This window comes from Micromonospora sp. B006 (assembly GCF_003408515.1).
In the GTDB taxonomy this organism is placed as follows: Bacteria; Actinomycetota; Actinomycetes; order Mycobacteriales; family Micromonosporaceae; genus Micromonospora; species Micromonospora echinospora_A.
The window spans coordinates 1,112,187-1,134,714 of sequence record NZ_CP030865.1 but is presented as its reverse complement, the minus strand read 5'-3'; the positions used below and the strand labels follow the sequence as shown (position 1 = coordinate 1,134,714).

Sequence of the window (22,528 nt, the reverse complement as noted above, 5' to 3'; positions counted from 1 at the left end):
GCAGCCGGCGGCCGTCGTCCGCGTGGCCGCGCGACCGGTTGTCGCTTCTCGGCGTACGCCTCGGGGTTGTCCCTGACGCCTGCGGACGACAGCGGCGAGGGGCCGCGCGGACCTAGGCTCGAAGCGTGCCCGAGACCTCACCCAGACGCGCCGACGCGCTGCTCGCCGCGGCCACGCTCGGCCTGGTCGCGGTGGCCGTGGCGGCCGAGCGGCCCGCCGCCGGCGGCGCGGCGCTCGCCGTGGTGTTCGGCGCGGGGCTCGGCGGGCTGGTGCTGTGCGCCCGGCGGTGTCCGGTGCCGGCGCTGCTGGCCACGGCGGTCGCCATTCTCGGGTACTACGCGCTGGACCTGCCGCCGGTCGGGGTGGCCGCCCCGGCCGCAGCCGTGCTCTACCGGGTGTCCGAACGCGGGCGGGTGACCCCGGCCGCTGTCGTCGCCGGGAGCCTGCTGGCCGTGTCGGTGGTCGCGCGGCTGGCCGAGGGGGACGACATCGGCGTCGTCGTCGGTACCCAGCTGGGCTCCGAGGCGGCGTTGCTGCTCGCCGTCATCGCCCTCGGCGACGCGGTACGCAACCGCAGGTCGCTACGGGCAGCGTTGATCCGGCAGGCGGTCGCGGCCGACGAGGAGCGCCACCGGGAGGCGGCCCGTCAGGTCGAGGCGGAACGGCTGCGCATCGCCCGGGAGGTGCACGACACGCTCGGCCACACGATGTCGGTGATCACGTTGCAGTCCGCCGTCGCCCGGGAGGCGCTCGCCGACAGCGATCCGGCGCAGGCGGAGAGCGCGCTGGCCGCGATCCGGTCGGTGAGCGGCAGCGCGATGGCGGAGTTGCGGGCCACGCTCGGCACGCTGCGCCGCGAACCCGGGCCGCGGGAGCCGGTGCCCGGATTCGACCAGATCCCGGCGCTCGTGGACGGCGTACGCCGCGGCGGGCTGGCTGTGGACCTGCGCGTCGAGGGGCCGGTGGACACGCTTCCGGCGGTGGTGGGCAGCACCGTCTACCGGGTCGTGCAGGAGGCGTTGACGAACGTTTTGCGCCACGCGGAAGCCACCCGGGTCACCGTGACGGTCCGCGCCACGCCCGGGCGGCTCACGCTTGAAGTGGTGGACGACGGCCGCGGTGGCCCACCCGCCGTGCGGACGGACGGAGAGGGTCAGGGCCTGCGCGGCATGGCCGAGCGGGTCGCCCTCCTGGGCGGCACCGTCGAAACCGGCACCGTCGAAACCGGCAGCGCCGGTTTCCGCGTGGCGGTCAGCCTTCCGCTGGCGGGGGTGGCCGCGTGAGCCCGGTTCGCGTCGTCCTCGTCGACGACCAGCACCTGGTCCGGACCGGCCTGCGCGCGCTGCTCGACCGGGCGCCGGACATCGAGGTGGTGGGCGAGGCGGGCGACGGCCGCAGCGGCCTCGCCGTGGTACGCGAGCAGCGACCCGACATCGTGCTGATGGACGTACGGATGCCGGGCGGGGACGGGCTGGAGGCGACCCGGCGGATCCTGACCGACCCGACGCTGGACGGCGTGCAGGTGGTGATGCTGACGACGTTCGACGACGACGAGTACCTGTTCGAGGCGATCCGCGCCGGGGCGGCCGGTTTCCTGCTCAAGGACACCGCGCCGGACGCCCTGCGGGACGCGGTCCGGACGGTGGCCGGTGGCGACGCGCTGCTGTCCCCCGCCGTCACCCGACGGGTGCTGGCGGCGGCGGCCCGCTCGCCGGTGGCCGACCCGGCGCGGCTGGCCGGACTGACCGCGCGGGAGCGGGACGTGCTCGCGCAGGTGGGCGCCGGACGGTCGAACACGGAGATCGGGCAGGCGCTGTTCCTGAGCCCCGACACCGCCCGCACCTACGTGAGCCGGCTGCTGCAGAAGCTCAACGCCCGCGACCGGGCGCAGCTCGTCGTGATCGCGTACGAGAGCGGGCTGGTCCGCCCCGGCGAGGGTTGAGCCGCGCCGGGGCGGGTCACAGTCAGACCGGCGCCGCGTCGGCCGGCTCGGGCGCCGCGTGCCGGCCGCCGCCACCGCCGTTGCGCCGTTCGTCGCCGTGCCCCGGCCACCACGCCTTGTGGCCGATGAGCCCGGTCAGCGCCGGTACGAAGAACATCGACATGACGAACGCGGACAGCACGATCCCGATCGCCACCGCGAAGCCCATCTGCTGGAGGAACGAGATCGGCGCGAGCATCAGCACCCCGAACGTGCCGGCCAGGATCAGCCCGGCCGCGGCGACTGTGGGGCCGGCGTGTTCCACCCCGATCGCGGCGGCTTCGTGCGGTTCGTGGCCTTCGCGCGCCTCCTCGCGGAGCCGGGCGATCATCAGGATGTTGTAGTCGGTGCCGATCGCCACCACGAACAGGTAGAGGATGATCGGCAGCTGGAACGTCACGCCCGGGTTGCCCTGAAGCCCTTGGAACACGTAGACGGTCGCGCCGAGCGTGGCAGCGAAGTTGAGCAGCACCGCGATCACCAGGTAGACCGGCGCGACGAGGCTGCGCAGCAACAGCCCGAGGATGAGCGCGATCAGGCCGGCGGCAACCGGCAGGATGACCGAGAGGTCCCTGTTGTTCGCCGAGTTGATGTCCGCGAAGATCGCGGTGGCGCCACCGACCAGGGCCTTGGTGCCCGGCGGAGCTGCCGCGTGCAGCGCGTCCCGCAGGTCGTCGCGGACCAGCGTGATCGCCTCGTTGGACATCGGGTTCTCGTTCAGCAGCAGGCTGATCCGGGCGACGCTCGGGTCGGTGGCGCTGCGCTCCGGCGGCTGCGCCCGCCCGACGCCCGGCGCCTTGGCCGACGCGGCGGCGAAGTCGTTCACCTGCTGGTCGGTGAGCGGGGTGCCGTTGCCGGTGGTCAGGTAGACCTCGGTGGGCGCGAGCGCCCCGGCGGCGAAGCCGCGCTGGAGGTCCTGTGCGGCCCGCGCCGACTCGGTGTCCTGCGGGAAGCCGGCGCTGAAGTCGTAGTCGGCCTTGTAGCCGAGCACCCCGGCGGCGAGCGCGACGAGCAGCACGCCGGAGGCGGCTGCGACGACGGCCGGGCGACGGCCGACGGCGGCGCCGAGCCGCCGGGACAGGGTCGCCTTCGGTGGCCGCTGCCACGCCTTCGACGGCCAGAACACCCACCGGCCGAGCAGCGACACGAGCGCCGGGATCAGGGTCAGCGAGGTGACGAGCATGACGCCGACGGCGATGGCGAGCGCCGGGCCGAGCGAGCCGAAGAAGCCGAGCGAGGCGAGCAGCAGCACCAGGAACGCCACGATGACCGCACCGGCGGCGGAGGTGATGACCTCGCCGACCCGCTGCACCGAGACGACCATCGCGGTGCGTTTGTCGTCACCGGCGCGCAGTCGTTCCCGGTAGCGGAACAGCAGGAACAGGATGTAGTCGGTGCCGATGCCGAACAGCACGATCAGCAGGATGGTCTGCAGGTCCTGGCTGACGTTGAGGTCGAACGCCTTGCCGGCGGCGGCGACCAGCCCGGTGGTGACGGACATGACGACGCTGATCACCACCACGGGCAGCAGCGCGGCGATCGGGCTGCGGAAGATGATCAGGATCAGCCCGATGATGAGGATGATGGTGGCGACGCCGACCACCGCGAACGCGTCGTTGAACGTGTCCTCGTTGTCGACGAAGCTGGCCACGTCGCCGGCCACCCCGGCGGTCAGGCCGCTGCCGGCCAGGTCCGGCCCGAGGGCGGTGCGCAGATCGCGTACGGCGTCGAGCAGGCCCGGGTCGTCGGGACTGTCGGCGTCGAGACCGACAGTGACCACCTGCACCGACTTGTCCGGCGCGACGGCCTGCGGGCCGGTCAGGTAGCCGGAGGTCTGCGGGATGTTCCGGGCCTTGAGCGCGGCGGCGAGCTGCCCCACGCGCGCCTCGTCGGCCGGGGTGAGCGGCTTGCCGTCGCCGCGCTTGACCACGACGGTGGCGGTGGCGGTGGCGGCCTGCGGGAACGATTTCTCGGCCAGCTCGGTGGCCTGCACCGACTCGTAGGAGCGCGGCAGGAAGCTCTCCTGGTCGGCGGAGGTGATGTCGCTCAGTGACGGGCTGGCGGCGATGATCGCTATCGCGGCGACGACCCAGCCGCCGATCACCCACCACGCCTTGCCCACGACGAATCTGCCCAGGCGCTCGAACATCGTTTCCCCCGTGTGTTCGGCTGTGTCGCACGCGATCCTACGCTGCGTGAGCAATCCCTTTCGGACGGCTCGCGGACTTTCGTCGATGATCCGGGTGCCCGAGACTCGGCTGATGAGCCTGCGGCTGCCCGGTCCCGGAGTCCTGACCGCCTGGCTGGCCGCGACCGTACCGGCGCCACTGATCCTCTTCGAGTGGACCCACAGGTGGGAGGAGGACCAGCCGGTCTCCACCGCGTTGTGGTGGCCGGTGCTCGCGGCGCCGGTGCTCGCCGCCGTGCTGGCGGCCCGCCAACCCCGGCGCCCCGCCGTGGCCGTCGGCGTGTCCAAGCTGGTCACGACCGTGCTTCTCGCCGTGTCGCTGGCCTTCTTCCGGTGGGTGGTTCCGCTGACCGGCGAGGCCCGCTGGGGGCGGGCGCTGCTCGGCGGCGCGGCGCTGGCGGTGGCCGGGGCGCTGATCGGGTACGCCGTCGGCGGGCGTCACCCCCGCCGTGGCGGCCCGGCGTCGTGGCGCGGCTATCTGATCGGCGGGCTCGCCGTCGTGTTCGGCGCGCTGCTGGCGCAGAGCACGGTACGGCTCGGCGCCGAGGACAGCACGATCGGAGAACCCCCTCGGGAGTACGGCGGAGTCGGTCCCTACACGGCGTCGGCGGGACGGTTCACGGCGCCGGGCGCCGGGGCGTACGCGATCTTCGCGGTGGGCTTCTCCCCGGCGGACCCGGACTGCCGCCTCACCGGCGACGACTCGGAGGTCCGGGCGGCCGAGCCGGTCTCCGTCCCGCCGGGCGACTACGGCAGCGACGCCGCCACCTATGCCTGGGTGGCGACCGTGCGGGTGCCGACTCCGGGTACGTGGACGCTCGACTGCCGCACGACGGACCCGGAGGCGTCCTACGTGGTGGGTGACTTGCCGGAGATCCGAGGCGCGGTGGGCGAGATGATCCACTGGCCGGTGGGCGTGATCTGGCTGCTCGGCGCGGTGCCCGGCCTGCTGATCGTCACTGACACCGCCCGGCGACGGCGCACGCCGCACCCGGCGGAATTGTCGTAGGGGGCTCGTAGCCTGGCGCGGTCAACGACGATCGCAGGGAGGCGACGTGCTCGACCACTTCTCCGTAGCGGTGCGCGACCTGGCGGCCAGCGGAGCCTTCTACGACACGGTGCTCGCCCCGCTGGGCGCGCGGCGACTCATGGAGCCCGGCCCGATCGGTTACGGCGTCGACAAGCCCGACTTCTGGGTGGAGCCCGCGCCGTCCGACGCCACGCCGGTGCCGGTGCACATCGCGTTCTCCGCCGCCGACCGCGCCACGGTGCGCGCGTTCCACGACGCGGCGGTGGCGGCGGGCGCGGAGGTGCTGCACGCGCCGAAGGAGTGGCCGGAGTACCACGCCACCTACTACGGCGCGTTCGTCCGCGACCCGGACGGCAACAACGTCGAGGCGGTCTGCCACCGTCCGGAGTGAGTCCGGTTGCGTCCGGGAGGCAGGATGGACCGGTGGAGATCGAACCGGTCGAGCACGCTCCGGTACGCGCCATCCGCCGGTCCTGGCTGGCACAGCGCTGGCACGACCTGGCCTTCCTGCACTGGGCGGTCCCGCCGGAGCGGGTGGCGCCACTGCTGCCCGCCGGCACCCGGCCGGACACGTTCGACGGGCTCACCTACGTCGGGCTGATCGGGTTCCAGATGGTTGGGCTGGGGCTCGGCCGTGGCCCGGGCGTGCCGTACTTCGGCACGTTCTGGGAGACGAACATCCGGCTCTACTCCGTCGACGGCTCCGGGCGGCGCGCTGTCGTGTTCCGCTCGCTCGACGCGTCCCGGCTGGTGCCGGTGCTGGTGGCCCAGCTGAGCCTGCGCCTGCCGTACAAGTGGTCGGCGATGCGGCTGGACCGCTCCGGCGACACGCTCACCTACCGCTGCCGCCGCCGCTGGCCCGGTCCGTCCGGCGCGTCCAGCCGGATGACGGTACGCGTCGGCGCGCCCATCCCCGAGCCGACGCCGCTGGAGCATTTCCTCACTGCCCGCTGGGGCCTGCACACCCGCGCGTACGGCCGCACCCTGCACGTGCCGAACTGGCATCCGCAGTGGCCGCTGCACCGCGCCGAGCTGCTGCACCTGGACGACGAGCTGGTCACCGCCGGGGGCCTGCCGGCACCGGACGGGCCGCCGGTGAGCGTGCTCTACTCACCCGGCGTCCCGGTCGTCTTCGGCGGCCCCTCCACGGTCGGCTGACCGCCACCCGTTGCCGAGCGCCTTGATCGACGCCAGGTCGCCGAAGTGGCGGCATCCGGCGCACCGGGACACCGCCACCTCCCCGACGTGGCGACGACACGTCCGCGCGGCCCCGAGACACGCGGCGCTGAGGGGAGCGGCGTCAGCGCAGCGGGTTGTGCGTGCCGTGCGGCACGTCGGGGCGGCATCGGCGTACCCGGTCGGCGGCCATCCGACCGCCCACCGCCAGCCCGTACCGCTCCACCGCGGCGAGCCCGTACGCGCTGCATGTCGGCGTGTAGCGGCAGGTCCCCGGCCAGCGGTGCGACAGCCAGCGCCGATAACCGAGGATGGCGGCCCGTCCGGCGCGGTCCACGGCGGGTCGGCGCACGACACCGGCAGTCACCGAGCCGAGGGTGAGCAGCATCGAGAAGAGGCCCAGGTCGCAGCAGCCCGGCCCGTCACAGGTGGGCGCGTCGCAGTTGCACCAGTCCCGGCTCTTCTTCTTGTTGTGGTGCCGCTTCCGAAAGATCACCACGTCATGATGCGACACGCTCGCCAGTGTCGATGAGGCGACCGGACCCGGTCCGGTGTGATCGGGTCGGTGGGCGTCCGGGAACCTAGCGTCGACGGCGTCACCAGGAGGGAAGAACGGGTGCTGGATCGGCTCAACGCCGCGCTGGACCACCTCGAACAGCGGCTCGACAGGCCGCTCGACGTGGCCGCGCTGGCCCGGATCGCGGGCGTGTCGGAGCACCACTTCGGCCGGCTGTTCTCGGCGCTGGCCGGGCTGCCGCTGTCGGAGTACGTGCGCCGTCGCCGGATGACGCTGGCCGGCGCGGACGTGCTCGCCGGCCAGGAGTCGCTGCTCGACGTGGCGGTCCGCTGGGGGTACGGCTCGAACGAGGCGTTCGCCCGCGCGTTCCGGGCCGTGCACGGCACCGGGCCGACGCAGGCCCGGCAGGCCGGCGCGGTGCTGCGGTCCCAGCCCCGGATGTCCTTCCGGCTCGTCGTCGAAGGGAACACCAGCATGGACTACCGGATCGTGACCAAGGACGCCTTCCGGCTCGCCGGTCTCACGGCGCGGGTGCCGCTCGTCCACGAGGGGATGAACCCGCACATCGTGGCGTTCGTCAGGGGCATCGACCCGGCCACGGTACGCAGGATCGAGGCGCTGTCCGACCAGGAGCCGAGCGGGATCGTCAACGTCAGCGCCGAGCTGGCCGGTTCCCGCGACGAGGGCGCCGAGCTGGACTACTGGTACGCGGCGGTGACCGGTGCGGAGGTGCCCGGCGACCTGCGCAGCCTGCCCGTCGAGGCCGGTGACTGGGCAGTGTTCTCCAGTTCCGGCGCGTTCCCGGTGGCGGTGCAGCACCTGTGGCGGGCCGTGTTCACGTCTTGGTTCCCGTCCAACCCGTACGAGGCCCGCCCGGGGCCGGAGATCTCGCGGGTGCGGGTCGCCGAGGACGGCGGCACCGCCGACGCGGAGCTGTGGATCCCGGTCCGCCGGGTCTAGGGAGTAGCCGCCGCTCGCGCCAGCGCGGCCGGCACGTCGTGTACGTGGTACGGGTGCTCGCTCGGCTCGATCGCGTCGAGGAACATCGCGTACACGGCGGCCAGCCGCAGCGGCGCGACCGGCCGGAGCAGGTCGACGGCCCGGCGCGGGTCGCTGCCCGGCACGTCGGTACGCCAGCGCCGCGCCCACGCGTCGACCAGCCGGGCGGCGGCGTCCGCGTCGACGTCCTCGGTCAGGCGCAGGATGTCGAAGGCGGGGTGGCCGACGAACGAGTCCGCCCAGTCGATCACCACCCGCCGCTGCCCGTCGCCGCGCACGTTGCCGGGGTGCAGGTCACCGTGCACAAGCGTGTCGGGCATGCCGCAGTCACGGACCTGCCGGAGCCGGTGGTCGAGCCCGTCGAGCAGGTCGGCGGCCGCCGACACGTCGTGCCCGGCCAGCCGCTCGCGGATCCAGTCCGCCAGCCCCGCCCCGCGCAGGTCCGGCACCCCCGCCGCGACCAGCTCACCGACGACCCGACACGCCCGCCGCTGCACCACGTGATGCCCGGCCGCGATCGCGGCCCGCTCCCCTTCCCCGGCCCCGTACCGGTCCTGCCCCGGCACGTCCGCCAGAAGCATCCGCCCTTCTCCGTCGGCGGCGAGCACCGTCGGTCCGTCGACCAAGGAGTTCGGGTCGCCAGGGAGATCGTCAGAGACACCAACTCCTTGATCATCGGGGAAGGCCAGGACTGTGGGCTCATGGCGGGCGAAAGAAGGGAGCTGCTTCAGCCAGGCGGGGCCCTGGTCGGTGTCCAGGCGCCAGATGGCGGAGAGGTTCCAGGTGCGCTGCTGCGCCACCGCCGTCACCCGGCGGCCGAGCCGGCGCAGCTCGCCGGTCGCCCAGGCGACGCTGCGGGCCGGGCCGCCGGCCTGCGCCCACGGCTGGCGCAGCGGATGCGGCGCGAGGTCCGCAGCCACCACTGCCGGTTCCAGGGGTACGCCAAGCGCATCGACGGTCTGTGCCAGGTAGTGGACGTGGCCGCCGGGCGGTGCGGGACGGTCGGCGTCGAGCAGCCGCAGCACGGCGACCTCCAGACCGTGGCGACGCCGGACGGTCTCGACGATCGAGGCGACCTCCTGCCACCACGGCTCCGGTACGTCGAACGGCGGCAGCGCGCCAAGCGGGCGGCCGGTGGCGTCGAGCAGGACGAGCGTCACGGTGCGGGACACGGCCGGACGGTAGCCGGGAACCGCTGCCGGAGGCGACCACATTCGTCGGGTGCCGGGCCGGTCGTCACTCTCACCAACCCTCGGGCCGAGATAATTGATCGTCAAAGATTTCCCGGGGTCACGGCAACGTTTGCCGGGGTCAAGGGCGTAAGTAGTGGCCGTGAGATCGAAACCGAAGGTGCGGGTGGCCGATGCACGATCGCGAGGATGAGGAGGTGACAGCCTTTGTGAGGGCGCGTTACGGATCGCTGCTTCGGACCGCCTTCCTGCTGTGCGGAGACCGTGGGAAAGCCGAGGATCTGGTCCAGACGACGCTGGCCAAGACGGTCGTGGCGTGGTCTCGGCTGCAACGCTCAGAAGGCGTCGATCATTACGTTCGCCGCGTTCTGGTGAACACCTTCGTGACCTGGAGGCGACGCCGATCCTGGTGGGAACAGCCCCTGGGCCGGCTGGTGGAGACCCAGGCACGAGACGAGTACATGGGCGTGGAACAGCGCGACCTGCTCCGCCGGGCGTTGGACGGACTGCCGGCACGACAGCGTGCCGCCGTCGTCCTGCGCTTCTACGAGGATCTGTCGGAGCAGGACACGGCGCTCGTCATGGGTTGTTCGGTCGGCACGGTCAAGAGTCTTTCGTCAAGGGGCCTGCGGACCCTGCGTCAGCAGTGGGTTGAGGCCGACGCTGTCGCTGATCAAGAGGTGCGCTATGCATGACACGACCGAGTTGCGCGACGGCCTGGCGGATCTGGCTGAGTCGGTGATACCGACAACGGGCTATGAAAGCAAGATCATGCGGCGGGCGGGACGGCGTCGCGGGCGGCAGCGTATCGTCGCCGGAACTGCGGCGGCAGTGTGCTTGGCGGTGCTGGTCACGACGTTTCGGGTGGTAGGACTCGGGTCCCCGCCGCAACTCGCCGCACCGCCGCCGGACGGTCCTTTTCTGGGCTGGTCTCCGGTGGGAGACGTGGACGCGGGGCTGGTTCGGGAGGCCACCGGTGTCTGGGACCGTGCCGGCTCGACGGGCCCACACAGGGATGTTCGAGCACTTGTCGCGACGCGCCATCCACGCCTGCGCTCGACAGTGGTCATCCTGCAGGGATACGACAAGCAGGGTGACGCGCGGTTGGCCTTCTTCACGGGTGATTCCGGTGCGGCGGACGCCTTGCGGATGCGGGTCGATCGGCCGGCGCCTGATCCGGTGAAGACCCAGGTGGTAAGCCTGGTCAGTCCACGGCTGTCCGGAGCCGCCGGCGAGGTGAGCAACGACTCTGCGGGCACCTATGTCATTGCCCTCGCCATGCCGGGCGTGACAGCGCTGCGGGTGTCGAGCACGGCTGTCGATGACGAAATCGTCCAAGAACCGGACGGACCCACCAGCCGCCTCGTCGTGAAACGGCTTCCGATCGCTGCGACCGCGCAGACGACGACGATCGCGGGGTTCGTCAAGCCGAAGCGACCGTTCGCCGGCTTCACGAGGATGTTCGAGGTGCCTGGTGAGGCGGGCGTGGACGGCGACGCGCGGGCCGTGCCCGCAGAGGTGATCGGCAGGAACGGCCAACAGATCACCGTGGCGTTCCCGAAGGATCAGGGAGTCCGGCGAGGGCAACTTGCCGTCGTCGCCGAAGGCTTGGTCGGACGCGTCTCCGCAGTCGACACCGTGCGTGGCGAAGCCAGTGTCGATCTCGTTACCAGCACCGGATTCTCCGGACGGGTGTACACGAACATCAGCAATGTTCCGGGTTTCGTGCGCGGCACCGGCGGAAGGCTCGTGATGGAGGTCATTCCCGCGGGTGGTGAGGTCTACCGGACCAATCGTGTGTTGATGCCGGACCCGTCCCAGCAGAGCGATCGGGTCGGCGCTGTCACGATCGGGCGAGCCGCTGCGGACAAGGCGGCGGGTGCGACCACCGTGGAGCTCACGCCGACAGCCGACCTCGCCGATCTGACCAGATTGTCGATCATGACACCGTCCACGCCCTGACCGCCGTCAGCGCCAGACGGTCCGGCGCAGCCCCTTGTGCCCGGCGCACACGTCACGCTGGCCGCCGGTGCGGCTGATCGAGCCGTCACGGCACTGCACCAGCCAGCCCCGATCGGACCAGAACCCGGGTACGCACTCGAACCAGTCGCACACCCCGGCAGCCGGTCTGCGGATCCGCTGGCCGCCGCAGAAGTCGTACCCGAAGGGGTTCGCCGGGGCACCGCAGCGGCGCTCGACCGGCGGCTGCGGCGTGCCGCGCGGCGGCGCGGGACGGGCCCGCGACGGCTCGGGGCTGGTCGTGGGCCGGACCTGGACGGCGGGAGCGACCTGCGGCGGCGCGGGGGTGTCGGTGGCCGCCGGGGTGGCCGCGGCGGCGCGCTCCGAGCCGGCCCGGGTCGGCGGGTTGGACTCGAAGAGCATCGCCGGCACGACGAGCGCGAGAGCCGCGCCGACCGCCACTGTGCGACGGCCGCCGGGCACCAGCGCGGAGACCCGGGCCTGGGCGGGGGTGAGCACGGGCGGGCGCTGGGGGCGCTCCGCCGCGTGTTCCTCGATCAGCTCGTCCAGCTCGGCCACGACCGCGGCGCGCTGCTCGATCGCGTCGGCGAACGCGAGCGTGAGCGTGAACCGGAAGTCGGCCACCGCGCCGGTGGGCAGCAGCAACCCGGAGGTACGTCGGCGGTCCAGCACCTGGATCAGGGTGACCGGCGCGCCGGGATCGTGGGACAGGCCGGTCATCCGGCCGTACGCCCAGTCGCGCCGGCCGCGCCCGCCGAGCAGCACCAGCCGGCGGTTGGTGAGCACCGCGAGCCCGGCGTCGACCACCTTGACGCCCTCCGGGCGGCGTGGGCGCAGCACGGGCGGGTCGGGGTCGACAGTCAGCTCAGGGGCGGGCAGCACGGCGGTGTGCCGCACCTCCACCAGTTGCGCGGCCGGGAGCGTCCAGAAGACCACCTCGCCGGGGGCCAGCTCCATCGGCAGGCCGACGCCGGCCTGGGCCGAGCCGTGGAAGGACACCGCGAGCGTACGCAGGCGGCGCAGCTCGTCGTCGCGGCGTCGCCACGCCTCGTCGGCCGCGCGGAAGGCCCGCTGCCGCCGCTCGTTCTGCCGGTGCGCCCACCGGTACCGCCATGTGGAACCCGTCGAATCAGTCTTCGCCACGCCGACTCCTCCGCCGCGCGAGCCCACCAATCGGGGTGTCTTTCATGTCAACGATCCGGCAGGGGTACGAAGACACGCGAAAGTCACCAATTAGACCGATCGGCTGATTGACCTCCACAATCGGCGGAAACTCCCGCGTCGATTCACGTGCCGTGCCACCGGTCTCCGGCGGTCCCGCTTCGTCATGCGGGCGCGTGGACACGTGGGTAACGTCAGCCGCAAACAGCGGGGCGGACCGCGGCCCCCGGCGGCGAGGAGGTGCACCGGTGGGCGACCCGGCCGTGGTGGTGGGAGTGGACATCGGCACCACCAGCTCCAAGGCCGTCGCGTTCGACACCACCGGCCGGCAACTGGCCAGCCACTCGATCGGCTACCCGCTGGAGGAGCCGAACCCGGGCTGGGCCGAGCAGGATCCGGACCTCATCTACGAAGCGGTGCTCGGCGTCATCCGCGCGGTGGTGGACGAGCTGCGCGTACCGGTGGCCGGCCTGTCGTTCAGCACCGCCATGCACAGCCTGATCGGGCTGGACGCCGACGGCACCCCGCTGACCCCGTCGATCACCTGGGCCGACTCCCGGGCCAGCGCGCAGGCCGAGCGGCTGCGGGCGGTGCCGTCCGGGCTCGCGCTGCACCGGCGCACCGGCACCCCGGTGCACCCGATGGCGCCGCTGCCCAAGCTGGTCTGGTTCGCCGAGCAGGAGCCGAAGCTGCACGAGCGGGTCGCGCACTGGGTCGGCATCAAGGATCTGGTGCTGCGGCGGCTCGCCGACGCCCTCGTCACCGACCACTCGGTCGCCTCGGCCACCGGCCTGATGGACATCCACCGGCTGACCTGGGACGCCGAGGCGCTACGCCTGGCCGGCATCACCGAGGAGCAGCTTCCCCAGCTCGTACCCACCACCCACGTGCTGCCGGGGCTCACCGCCGGGGCGGCGCGGGCCACCGGGCTGCCGGCGGACACCCCGCTTGTGGTGGGCGCCGGCGACGGGCCGCTGGCGAACCTCGGCCTCGGCGCGGTACGCCCCGGCGTGGTGGCCTGCTCGATCGGCACCAGCGGCGCGATGCGGGTGATGGTGGAGCGCCCCGGCGTCGACCCGCTCGGTGGCGTGTTCTGCTACGCGCTCACCGAGGACCGCTGGGTGGTCGGCGGCGCCATCAACAACGGCGGGATCGTCCTCCAGTGGGCGAACGACGCGCTCGCCCCGGAGTTGGGTGAGCACGCCGAGGAGGAACTGCTCGACCTGGCCGCCCAGGCGCCGGTCGGCTCCGGCGGGCTGATCATGCTGCCGTACCTGCTGAGCGAGCGTGCGCCGCACTGGAGCGCGCTGCCGCGCGGCGCGTACGTCGGGCTGACCCACGGCCACGGCCGGGCGCACCTGGTCCGGGCCGCGCTGGAGGGCGTCTGCCAGCAGCTCGCGCTGGTCCTCGCCTCGGTCCGGGCGGCCGGCAACGAGGTACGCGAGGTCCGCGCCAGCGGCGGCTTCGCCCGCAGCCCGCTGTGGCGGCAGATCCTCGCCGACGCGCTGGGCATGCCGGTGCGGTTCCCCGCCGGGCACGAGGGGTCCGGCTTCGGCGCCGCGCTGCTGGGCATGCAGGCGCTCGGGCTGATCGGGTCGATCGAGGTCGCCGCCGATCTGGTCCGGATCGAGGAGACGGTCCACCCGGATCCCGCCTCCGCCGCCACGTACGCCGCGCTGCTCCCCCTCTTCTCCGAGCTGTACGACGCGCTCGTGCCCACGTTCGCGTCCCTGCGGCGGATGGCCCCCAGCCTGCCGCCGGAACCGCCACCGACAGCACCTCCCCGCTGACGACCGAAGGGCGTGATCGCCGTGGTCACACTGCTCGCTGCTCCCGCGGAACCGCTCACGAACGCCGGTGACACCCAACTCGTCCTCGCCGCCCTGCTCGGCATCGCCGCTGTCGTGCTGCTCATCGCGTGGGGCAAGGTGCACCCGTTCCTCTCGCTGATCCTCGGCGCCGCCGTGCTCGGCGTGGTCGCCGCCGTACCCGTCGACAAGATCGTCACTTCGTTCAGCGGCGGCGTCGGCTCCACAGTCGGCGGCGTGGGCCTGCTGATCGCGCTCGGCGCGATGATCGGCGGCCTGCTGGCCGAGTCCGGCGGCGCGGACGGCATCGTGGAACGGGTGGTCGGCCGGGTCTCCGGCACGGCGCTGCCCTGGGCCATGGCCGGCGTGGCCGCGCTCATCGGCCTGCCGCTGTTCTTCGAGGTCGGCGTGGTGCTGCTGGTGCCGATCGTGCTGCTCGTCTCGCTGCGGGTGAATGTCCCGCTGATCAAGATCGGCATTCCCGCGCTCGCCGGTCTGTCGGTGCTGCACGGCCTGGTGCCGCCGCACCCCGGCCCGCTGGTGGCGATCGACGCGCTCGGCGCCAACCTCGGTCAGACGCTCGCCCTGGGCCTGCTGGTGGCGATCCCCACGGTGATCATCGCCGGTCCGGTCTTCGGCAACTTCATCGCCCGGTACGTGCCGGCCACCGCCCCGGCGGAGCTGCTGCCGACCCGGCGGGACACCGCCGAGGACCGCAGCCCGACCCGTCCCGGTGACGGCCGGGCCGACGCCGACGGCGACCTGGTCACCGAGGACGACCTGCTCAACCCCGGCACCGGCCGCCCCGGCGCCGCCATCGAGGAACCGGCCGGCCGGCGGTCCCGCCGCTCCCCGGCGCTGTGGGCGGCGGTGGTCACCGTGCTGCTGCCGGTGGTGCTGATGCTGCTGCGGGCGATCGGCGAGCTGACACTCGCCGAGGACACCCCCGGCCGCAAGGCGCTGGACATCGTCGGCACCCCGATCATCGCCCTGCTCGCCGGCGTCATCTTCGCCATGATCTTCCTGGGCTACCGGTCCGGCTTCAGCCGTACCCAGGTCTCCGGTTTCCTCGGCGGCTCACTGCCGCCGATCGCCGGCATCCTGCTGATCGTCGCCGCCGGTGGCGGCTTCAAGCAGGTGCTCGTCGACGCCGGCGTGGGCGACATGGTGGCGAACGCGGCCGACGGCGCGAACCTCTCCCCGCTGCTGCTCGGCTGGCTCGTCGCGGTCGGCATCCGGGTCGCCACCGGCTCGGCCACCGTCGCCACCATCACCGCCGCCGGCATCGTCGCGCCGCTGGCCGACACGCTCGCCGCCCCCGAGGTGGCGCTGCTGGCGCTGGCCATCGGCTGCGGGTCGCTGTTCTTCTCGCACGTCAACGACGCCGGCTTCTGGCTGGTGAAGGAGTACTTCGGGTTGACCGTCGGGCAGACCATCAAGAGCTGGTCGGTGATGGAGACCATCATCTCGGTGGTCGGTTTCCTCGGCGTCCTGCTGCTCGACGTCTTCATCTAGCGACGGGTCAGGGGGCCTCGACGCCGGAGATGCGGAACTTGTGCACCTCGGCGCCGAGGATCTCCGTCACCTGCTCGGCCTCCGGCCCGGAGCCCCGGAACGCCAGCAACTGCTCGTCGGACTCCCACCGCTCGTAGACGTTGATCCGGCCCGGCTCGACCAGGTCGGCGCTGACCGCGAAGTCCACGCAGCCGGGCGCGGACCGGGCCGCGCGGACGGCGGCCTCACAGGACGCCAGGTAGGCGTCCCGCCGGGCCGGATCGACGTAGAGGGTGCCGGCGACGATGAGCATGCCGGCCATCCTGCCACGGACCCCCGGTCAGGCCCGGGTGATCGCGTTGGCGTGGATGGCCTCGTTCAGGTACGCGGCCATCCCGGGCCGCAGCGTCTCGAAGTACTCGGTGAACCGCGGGTCGGCCACGTACATGTCGGCCAGACCGGTGTGGATCTCGTACGAGCAGTCGTACCACCACTTGGTGATGAGCTGCCGATGCTCCTCGGCCAGCGCCATCGCCTCCGGGCTGTCAGCCGGCGCGCCCGAGTCCATGAGCGCGACGAACCGCCGCCCCCAGTCGTCGTTCTCCGCCTTGTTGCGCAGCCAGTCCTCCTTCGAGTAGCGGCCCGCGCGCTCCTGCGACTGCCGGTACGCCTCGGTGTCACCCCAGCGCTGCTCGGCCTCCTCGGCGTGCTCGTCCGGGTCGAAGTCCCCGAACACCTCGAACCGCTCCTCCGGCGTCAACTGGATCCCCAACGTCCTCGCCTCCATCGCGTGTTCGATCGCCGCGACCATCTCCTGGAGCTTCCCGATCCGCCCGGACAGCAGCTCGTGCTGCCGGCGCAGGTGCGCCACCGGGTCGGCGTCCGGATCGTCCAGGATCTCGGCGATCTCCTCCAGCGGGAACCCCAGCTCGCGGTAGTACCGGATGAGCTGCAACCGGTCCAGGTCCGCGTCGTCGTAGCGGCGGTAGCCCGCCGGCGTGCGCCCGCTGGGCCGCAGCAGCCCGATCTCGTCGTAGTGGTGCAGCGTCCGGACCGTCACCCGGGCCGCCCGCGCCACCTGCCCCACCGTGTACGCCATGGTTCCCTCCCTTCCGCGACCAAGGCTGCCGCCTTCCGCTGCGTGAGGGTCAAGCCGGAAACACGACGACGCCCCCGACCATGATCGGCCGGGGGCGTCGTCGGTGCGGTCAGTTGGTGACCTTCTCCTTCTCCGGGGCGGCGAAGGCCGCGGTCGGCGGGGTGCGGAAGGCGTGCACCAGGCCGGCGGCGGAGAGCAGCAGGAGCAGGCCCGCGCCGAGGTACACGGCCAGGGCGCCCTGCTCGGCCTTGCGGCCGAACTCGCTGAAGCCGTACGAGGTGAGCAGCAGGCCGCGCAGCGTCTCGCCCTTGAACACGGTCTCCCGCTGGGCGGTCACCTCGGCGAGCTGCTTCTGCAGGTCGGCCAGGTTGGCGGCGTTGCTCTGCTCGGCCTGGGCCACCTGCTCGCGCAGCGCGCTCTGCGGCTCGCCCAGGTCGGCGTAGGTCTTGCCGCCGGCCATGTTCTTCAGGTGCAGGCCGATGTACTCGTTGGCGTAGCACTCCGCCTGCTTGCCGGTCGTCATCTTCTGGCCGGCGTACTCGCGCAGGCAGTCCGACTTCTTCTCCTCGTCCGACAGCTTGTCCGCCGGGGTGAAGGTGATGTTCTGCTCGCCGAGCTGGGCACGCACGTAGTCGTTGGCGAAGTTGGCGTTCGTCGTCAGGACGACGCCGACGACGAGCAGCAGGACCGCCAGGCCCAGCCCACCGATGCTGAACAGCAGGTCGAGCGTCCGTCGCTTCATATCTGACTCCCGTGTGGAGGGTGTATTCGTCTGGCTGACGAGAATAATCATGACGGCGCGTACCGCCCGTGAGCAGGGTCGAATCCCCTGCCTGTCCGGGACCTTCGGCCCCCGCCCGGGCGGGCCGGTCAGCGGCCGGCGCCCGCTCCGGACAATGCGGGAAGCAGGTCCGGCAGCGCGGCCGGGCGGCCGTACCGCCAGCCCTGGCCCTGCCGGCAGCCGATCGCGGTGACCGCCGCGTGCTGCGCGACAGTCTCCACCCCCTCGGCCACCACTGCCAGGTCGAACGCGCCGGCCAGCCGGTTCACCATCTCGACGGTGGCGTACGCGCGGGTGTCACCGGCGTCCAGCCGGGACACGAACGACCTGTCGATCTTCAACTCCGTGGCCGGGATGCGGTGCAGGTAGCTCAGCGAGGAATAGCCGGTGCCGAAGTCGTCGATCGCGATCCGGACGCCGAGGTCGCGCAGCTGGGACAGCCGGTCCAGCACCGACTCGCTGCCCTCGATCAGCGCGGACTCGGTGAGTTCCAGGGTGAGCGCGCGGGGCGGCAGGCCGGCCGCGGCGACCGCGCCGGTGACAGTGGCGATGAGGTCGGGCCGGCACAGGTGAGCGGCGGCGATGTTGACTGCCACTGTCACCTCCGGCGCGTTCGCGCGCCAGGTCGCCGCGGCCCGGCACGCCTCGTGGATGACCCACCTGTCGATCGCCACGATCAGCCCGGTCTCCTCGGCCAGCGGCAGGAACCGGGCCGGGGTGAGCACGCCGAGCCGGGGATGCCGCCAGCGCACCAGCGCCTCGGCGCTGCGTACCACGCCGGTGTCGAGGTCGACGATCGGCTGGAACTCCATCAGCAACTGGCCCTCGTCCACCGCGCGGCGCAGGTCGGCGATCAGCTCGGCCCGGCTCACCGCCGACTCGCGCAGCTCCGGCGTGCACGTGCGGTACGCGGCCTTGCCGGCCGCCTTCGCCGCGTACATGGCGATGTCGGCGTCGCGGAGCAGGTCGGTGTGCGAGGTGTGCTGCGGCCCGTACTCGGCGATGCCGATGCTCGCCGACGGGTGGACGCCGAGGTCCTCCTCGCCGGGCAGCGGTTCCAGCGCGGCGAGCAGCCGGATCGCGAGCCGCTCGGGCGGCACCGGCCGCTCCCCGGCCACCAGCACCGCGAACTCGTCGCCGCCCAGCCGCGCGATCATCCCGTCCGGGCCGACCGCGTCCCGCATGCGCTCCGCGGTGGTGGTCAGCAACCGGTCCCCGGCGGCGTGACCGAACCTGTCGTTGACCTGCTTGAAGCCGTCCAGGTCGAGCAGCACCACGGCGACCGGCCCGCCCGCGCGCAACGCCCGGCGCAGCCGCCGCACGAACGTCAGCCGGTTCGGCAGGCCGGTGAGCTGGTCGGAGTACGCGAGCCGGCGCAGCCGGCCGACCAGCCGCAGGTTCTCGTTCGCGGCCAGCCCCTGGCGTAGCGCCAGCACGCCGAGCAGGGCCATCATGCCGACGAAGACCACGTGGGGGGTCTGCCCGCTGGGCCGCCGCGACAGCATGACCGCGACGATCGCGCCGCCCACCGGCAGGTACGGCAGCGCCACCCGCCACCACGGCGGCAGCGGCGACTCGACCACGTCGTCCTCGCCGTCCTCGTCGACCGGCGGCGGATAGCGGGTGGCCAGGCCGACCAGCAGGTAGCTCAGCGGCCAGCAGATGTCGACCGGGTGACCGGGCGTGTAGTTGCCGTGCGCGACCAGGGACACGTAGACGGCGTCCGCGCCGGCCCGGATCGCCAGGCCCGCCCCGATCACGGTGAGCGCACGCCACATCGGCCGGCCCGGGCCGGCGACCGCCACCAGGATGGTCAGTTGCATCAGGTCGAACATCGGGTAGAGCAGGCCGAACGTGCGCATCGGATCGGCCAGGCCGGCCTCGGTGATCTCCTGGAACACCACCACCCAGCCGATCGGGATGAGGGCCAGCCCGACGATGACCCCGTCGAGCAGGGTGCGGGCCCGGCCGATCAGGCTGCGCGGGCCGGCGCGGAAGCTGAGCAGGGCGGCGGTGCCGGTGACGATGCCGGCGGCGAACAGTCCGGCGATCAGCGGCGTGTGCGGCAGGCCGAGCCCACCGAGGCGTTCGACTGTCCACACCGTACGGCCGAGCGCGGCGAGGACCATGGTGGCCGCCAGCAGCTCCCAGAACCGGCGTAGCGCGACCGGGTGGCGCCGTGCCGCGCCGAAGCAGAGCACCGCCGCCAGGCTCGACACCGCCACCGCGCCGAGATCGCTGACCAGCGCCGCGCCGGGCAGCCGGGCGACCAGCCAGGCCGTCTCCCCGAGTACGGCGACGGCGGCCGCGGCAAGTCCGACACGGCCGGCGAGCGGATGACGGGCCGGCGCCGCGGCGGCGAGGCTCACGTCGAGCTGGGGTACAACAATGCGCTCCGGCTCTCTTCCAGACGTGCACCCTCGACGGCGAGGGCAGGACGACGGACGGCGCAAGCCTAGTCAGCGCCGGGGGCCGCCGCCAGAGTCGACGGCTGTCGGTCAGCGGACCGTACCCAGGCGGCCGCGAGTGCCGCGACAGGTCAGGACCAGTCCTCCGCCGGGGCCGGGTCCTGCGGCGCGGCGGCAGTGCCGGGCGGCCCGCCGTGCGTCCACGGTGTCTCCTCCGGCGCGGGGAACGCACCGCCCGGCAGGAAACCGTCCGACAGGCTGGTCAGGCAGATCCGCTCCCCCACCTCGGGCACGCTGCCGTGCGGCGCGGTCAGCCCCCGGCCCATCCCGCCGGACAGCTCCAGCACCACCTCGGTCTTGCCGTCCGCGCCGGGCGTCACGAACACCACAGTCGCCTTCTGCGCCGGACGCTGCGGCGAGAACAGTCTCGCGCCCACCGGCATCGGCACCGGCTCGGTGGTGACCACCTGGATGCGCGGGCGCAGCACCGGCCGCTTGCCGGAGTCGTCCACCCGCGCCGGGTCGGCGAGCGTCACCTCGCCGACGAACGCCTCCCCGGCGAGCCGGTGCTCGGCCATCACCAGCGGATCGTCGTAGGCGCGCTGCACCGCCCACGCGGTCGACGCCCGCTCCAGCCGCTGCAACCGCAGCGCCGCCGCCACCGCGCCGTCACGCCGCGGCTGCGGACCACCCCCGGCGTCGACGTGCTCGGCGTGCGCGGTGAACGCGTCCCGGTCGCCGGCCCACCGGCCGGCCACCCGCGCGCCGGCCGGCAGCGTCCGCAACAGCCCCACGCCGCGCCACATCAGCTCCCAGGTGGGCGCGAGCTGGTCCCGCAGCAGACCGACGAGCTCGTCGTACGCGGCCGCGCGCGCGACCGGGTCGTCCCCGGCCCGGGTGTACGCCTCGATCGCCGGGGCGAGCCGACGGTTGTCGAAGTCCGGGTCGGTGGCCGGCCCGGCCGGCGGGCAGTGTGCCGGGTCCTCGGCGCGGGCCGCCGCCTCGGCGCCGGTCAGCCCGGCCGGCGGGTCGAGCCAGCCCAGCACCGCCGGCAGGTGCAGATCCTCCACAGTGCTCTGCCCGGTCGCCCAGTGCAGCGTCAACGCGTCGGTGAGCGCCAGCAGTGCCGACGAGCCGGGCTGCTCGGCGCGCTCGGCGAAGAACGTCAGCCAGCGGCCGAGCAGCGGCACCGACGGATGCACCGGATAGTCGCCGTCGGTACGGCGGAACCGGGTGGACCGCCCGAACAGCCGCAGGAACGTGACAGCGGCCGGGTTCGGCACCAGCAGTTGCGGCGCGTCGGCGTACCGGTGGCGGACGTCGCGGCCCCGGTCCACCGGCACCGCCTCGGTCAGGTCACGGAACTCGTCCAGGTACGGCAGCACGATCGCGGCCAGTTCGGCGGCGAACGCGAACCGCTGGTCCCGGTTGCGCGGCTGCGGCACCACGAGCAGCCGGGCCTCGTCGGGCGCGGCGCCGACCATCGCGGCGAGCGGGGCGTTCGCCTCACCTGCGAGCGCGAGCGGCACCAGCACCAGTGGCCGCTCCGACAGGTGCAGGTGGCGGACGGTGGCCACCGGCTGGGCCCGCCCGGAGGCGACCGCCTGCGCCCGGGCGAGCGCGCGCAGCGTACTCATGCGGTCTGCCCGGTGAGGGCGTCGGCGCGCAGGCGCGCGGCGGCCCGCAGCAGCGCGGCGGCCTCCGCCTGCCCCGGCTCGGGAGCGGCCGAGCCCTCGGCGAGCGCCAGCACGTCGGCCACCTCCTCGACGCCGCCCAGCGCCTCGCGGACCGGCCGGCCCAGCGCGCCGGTCTGCCCGCGCGCCTCGTGCCGGCAGAAGTACGCCAGCTCGCAGGCGGCCAGGCAGTCCGGCGCGTAGCGGGCCGGCACCTCGTGCAGTGCGGCGGCGAGCATGGCCGGATCGGCCGCCGGATCGACTGTGAACCCGGCCGGTACGGCGGCGAGCAGGTCCTCGACCCGCGCCATCCGGGCCAGCTGGCGGCGCAGCACCAGCAGTTGCCGGCGCACGTCTAGCAGGCTCGCCACCGGCTGGTTGGCGAAGTCACGCGGGCAGACCAGCACCACCTCGTGCGACACCAACTCCGGGTCGCGTCCCTCGGCGGCGAGCAGTTCGCGCAGCGCCAGCACGTAGACGGCGGACTGGATCGCGGCGGCGGCGACCTTGCCCGGGTCGGCCTGCCCGTCGATCACCGGAAACGACTTGATCTCCACGACGTGGAACCGGCCGGCCAGCCGGGCGGCGACCAGGTCCGGTTCCAGGTGCACCCGGGTACCGGCCACGTCCAGGCCGAGCAGCGGGTGGTCGAACAGCGCCGGGCCGTCGCCGCTCGCGGTCAACGCCGCCCGGGACCGTTCCGGCCGGTCGTCGTCGGCGCCGAGGTCGGTCCAGGTCGCGCCCTCCGGGACCGGTACGCCGAGCCGCTCCGCGACCAGGCGCAGCAGTTCCGCGCCGCCGTCGGCCTTCACCTGCGCCTCGAAGGCGTTGCCCCGGGTGATCGCGAAGCGGGACTGCCCGAACCGGGCCGGGAAGCCGAGCCGCTCGGCCAGCGCCGGCTTGTCCGCGCCCGCGCTGTCCAGCACGGCGCGCCGGGTGCAGCCGGGGTTCCCGGTCAGCGCGGCGATGGTGCGGGCGTTGTGCCGCCGCGGCGGTCCACCACCCCGGATCCGTGCCAGCCGATCTTCCACCCGATGAAGTGT

20 protein-coding genes are annotated in these 22,528 nt (G+C 73.2%); 10 read left to right on the top strand and 10 right to left on the bottom strand.

Annotated elements, in window-relative coordinates; genetic code table 11:
* Window positions 1-125: 125 nt before the first annotated feature.
* Together MicB006_RS05540 and MicB006_RS05535 are read left to right on the top strand one after the other, a co-directional pair.
* Window positions 126-1,283, top strand: a complete 1,158-nt coding sequence (locus tag MicB006_RS05540) for a sensor histidine kinase (RefSeq protein ID WP_116504286.1) — start codon at window positions 126-128, stop codon at window positions 1,281-1,283.
* Window positions 1,280-1,942, top strand: a complete 663-nt coding sequence (locus tag MicB006_RS05535; protein ID WP_104115665.1) for a response regulator transcription factor — start codon at window positions 1,280-1,282, stop codon at window positions 1,940-1,942. Before MicB006_RS05540 ends, MicB006_RS05535 begins: the two co-directional genes overlap by 4 nt.
* A 22-nt stretch (window positions 1,943-1,964) precedes the next feature.
* Here the strand turns inward: MicB006_RS05535 and MicB006_RS05530 are convergent, their stop codons facing one another.
* Complete coding sequence (locus MicB006_RS05530; protein WP_116504284.1) at window positions 1,965-4,130, bottom strand: MMPL family transporter; 2,166 nt, start codon at window positions 4,128-4,130, stop codon at window positions 1,965-1,967.
* A 112-nt stretch (window positions 4,131-4,242) separates the two neighbouring features.
* Here MicB006_RS05530 and MicB006_RS05525 point away from each other — a divergent pair, with 112 nt between their 5' ends.
* From MicB006_RS05525 to MicB006_RS05515, 3 genes are read left to right on the top strand one after another with little or no spacing between them, the layout of a single operon-like run.
* Complete coding sequence (locus tag MicB006_RS05525; protein ID WP_116511202.1) at window positions 4,243-5,178, top strand: hypothetical protein; 936 nt, start codon at window positions 4,243-4,245, stop codon at window positions 5,176-5,178.
* 46 nt (window positions 5,179-5,224) lie between these two features.
* The gene (locus MicB006_RS05520) at window positions 5,225-5,590 is read left to right on the top strand and encodes a VOC family protein (protein WP_116504282.1); all 366 of its coding nucleotides are present in this window, start codon (window positions 5,225-5,227) and stop codon (window positions 5,588-5,590) included.
* Window positions 5,591-5,622: 32 nt separating this feature from the next.
* Window positions 5,623-6,357 carry a YqjF family protein gene (locus MicB006_RS05515; protein ID WP_116504280.1) on the top strand — a complete coding sequence of 245 codons (735 nt, stop codon included), beginning with the start codon at window positions 5,623-5,625 and terminating at the stop codon, window positions 6,355-6,357.
* Window positions 6,358-6,499: 142 nt separating this feature from the next.
* On the opposite strand, the gene yidD is transcribed toward MicB006_RS05515, so the two are convergent.
* Window positions 6,500-6,871 carry a membrane protein insertion efficiency factor YidD gene (gene yidD, locus MicB006_RS05510; protein WP_225980647.1) on the bottom strand — a complete coding sequence of 124 codons (372 nt, stop codon included), beginning with the start codon at window positions 6,869-6,871 and terminating at the stop codon, window positions 6,500-6,502.
* 120 nt (window positions 6,872-6,991) lie between these two features.
* Here yidD and MicB006_RS05505 point away from each other — a divergent pair, with 120 nt between their 5' ends.
* Window positions 6,992-7,852, top strand: a complete 861-nt coding sequence (locus MicB006_RS05505; protein ID WP_116504279.1) for an AraC family transcriptional regulator — start codon at window positions 6,992-6,994, stop codon at window positions 7,850-7,852.
* Here MicB006_RS05505 and MicB006_RS05500 read toward each other — a convergent pair.
* Complete coding sequence (locus tag MicB006_RS05500; RefSeq protein WP_116511198.1) at window positions 7,849-9,063, bottom strand: aminoglycoside phosphotransferase family protein; 1,215 nt, start codon at window positions 9,061-9,063, stop codon at window positions 7,849-7,851. The two genes, MicB006_RS05505 and MicB006_RS05500, sit on opposite strands and share 4 nt — an antisense overlap.
* Before the next feature lie 191 nt (window positions 9,064-9,254).
* Between MicB006_RS05500 and MicB006_RS05495 the strand changes: the two genes are divergently transcribed.
* Together MicB006_RS05495 and MicB006_RS05490 are read left to right on the top strand one after the other, a co-directional pair.
* Entirely contained in the window at window positions 9,255-9,776 is a 522-nt protein-coding gene (locus MicB006_RS05495) for a SigE family RNA polymerase sigma factor (protein WP_116504277.1), read from the top strand.
* Entirely contained in the window at window positions 9,769-11,043 is a 1,275-nt protein-coding gene (locus tag MicB006_RS05490; RefSeq protein ID WP_116504275.1) for a rod shape-determining protein MreC, read from the top strand. The genes MicB006_RS05495 and MicB006_RS05490 overlap by 8 nt, the downstream gene beginning before the upstream one ends.
* A 6-nt stretch (window positions 11,044-11,049) precedes the next feature.
* Here MicB006_RS05490 and MicB006_RS05485 read toward each other — a convergent pair whose 3' ends face one another.
* Entirely contained in the window at window positions 11,050-12,204 is a 1,155-nt protein-coding gene (locus MicB006_RS05485) for a hypothetical protein (RefSeq protein ID WP_116504273.1), read from the bottom strand.
* Window positions 12,205-12,470: 266 nt separating this feature from the next.
* Between MicB006_RS05485 and MicB006_RS05480 the strand changes: the two genes are divergently transcribed.
* Entirely contained in the window at window positions 12,471-14,012 is a 1,542-nt protein-coding gene (locus MicB006_RS05480; RefSeq protein WP_116504271.1) for a gluconokinase, read from the top strand.
* 21 nt (window positions 14,013-14,033) lie between these two features.
* A complete protein-coding gene (locus tag MicB006_RS05475) occupies window positions 14,034-15,545 on the top strand; it encodes an SLC13 family permease (protein ID WP_116511196.1) in 1,512 nt (503 codons plus the stop codon).
* Window positions 15,546-15,552: 7 nt separating this feature from the next.
* Here MicB006_RS05475 and MicB006_RS05470 read toward each other — a convergent pair whose 3' ends face one another.
* The 6 genes from MicB006_RS05470 to MicB006_RS05445 form a co-directional block, all read right to left on the bottom strand.
* A complete protein-coding gene (locus MicB006_RS05470) occupies window positions 15,553-15,837 on the bottom strand; it encodes a putative quinol monooxygenase (protein ID WP_073830725.1) in 285 nt (94 codons plus the stop codon).
* A 27-nt stretch (window positions 15,838-15,864) separates the two neighbouring features.
* Window positions 15,865-16,623, bottom strand: a complete 759-nt coding sequence (locus MicB006_RS05465; RefSeq protein ID WP_116504269.1) for a MerR family transcriptional regulator — start codon at window positions 16,621-16,623, stop codon at window positions 15,865-15,867.
* Between the two features lie 109 nt (window positions 16,624-16,732).
* On the bottom strand, window positions 16,733-17,365 hold the full coding sequence (locus MicB006_RS05460; protein ID WP_116504267.1) for a hypothetical protein: 633 nt from the start codon (window positions 17,363-17,365) through the stop codon (window positions 16,733-16,735).
* Between the two features lie 128 nt (window positions 17,366-17,493).
* A complete protein-coding gene (locus MicB006_RS05455) occupies window positions 17,494-19,773 on the bottom strand; it encodes a bifunctional diguanylate cyclase/phosphodiesterase (RefSeq protein WP_192900194.1) in 2,280 nt (759 codons plus the stop codon).
* 170 nt (window positions 19,774-19,943) lie between these two features.
* The gene (locus MicB006_RS05450) at window positions 19,944-21,449 is read right to left on the bottom strand and encodes a hypothetical protein (RefSeq protein ID WP_116504265.1); all 1,506 of its coding nucleotides are present in this window, start codon (window positions 21,447-21,449) and stop codon (window positions 19,944-19,946) included.
* The gene (locus MicB006_RS05445) at window positions 21,446-22,516 is read right to left on the bottom strand and encodes a hypothetical protein (RefSeq protein WP_116504263.1); all 1,071 of its coding nucleotides are present in this window, start codon (window positions 22,514-22,516) and stop codon (window positions 21,446-21,448) included. Before MicB006_RS05445 ends, MicB006_RS05450 begins: the two co-directional genes overlap by 4 nt.
* Window positions 22,517-22,528: the final 12 nt, after the last annotated feature.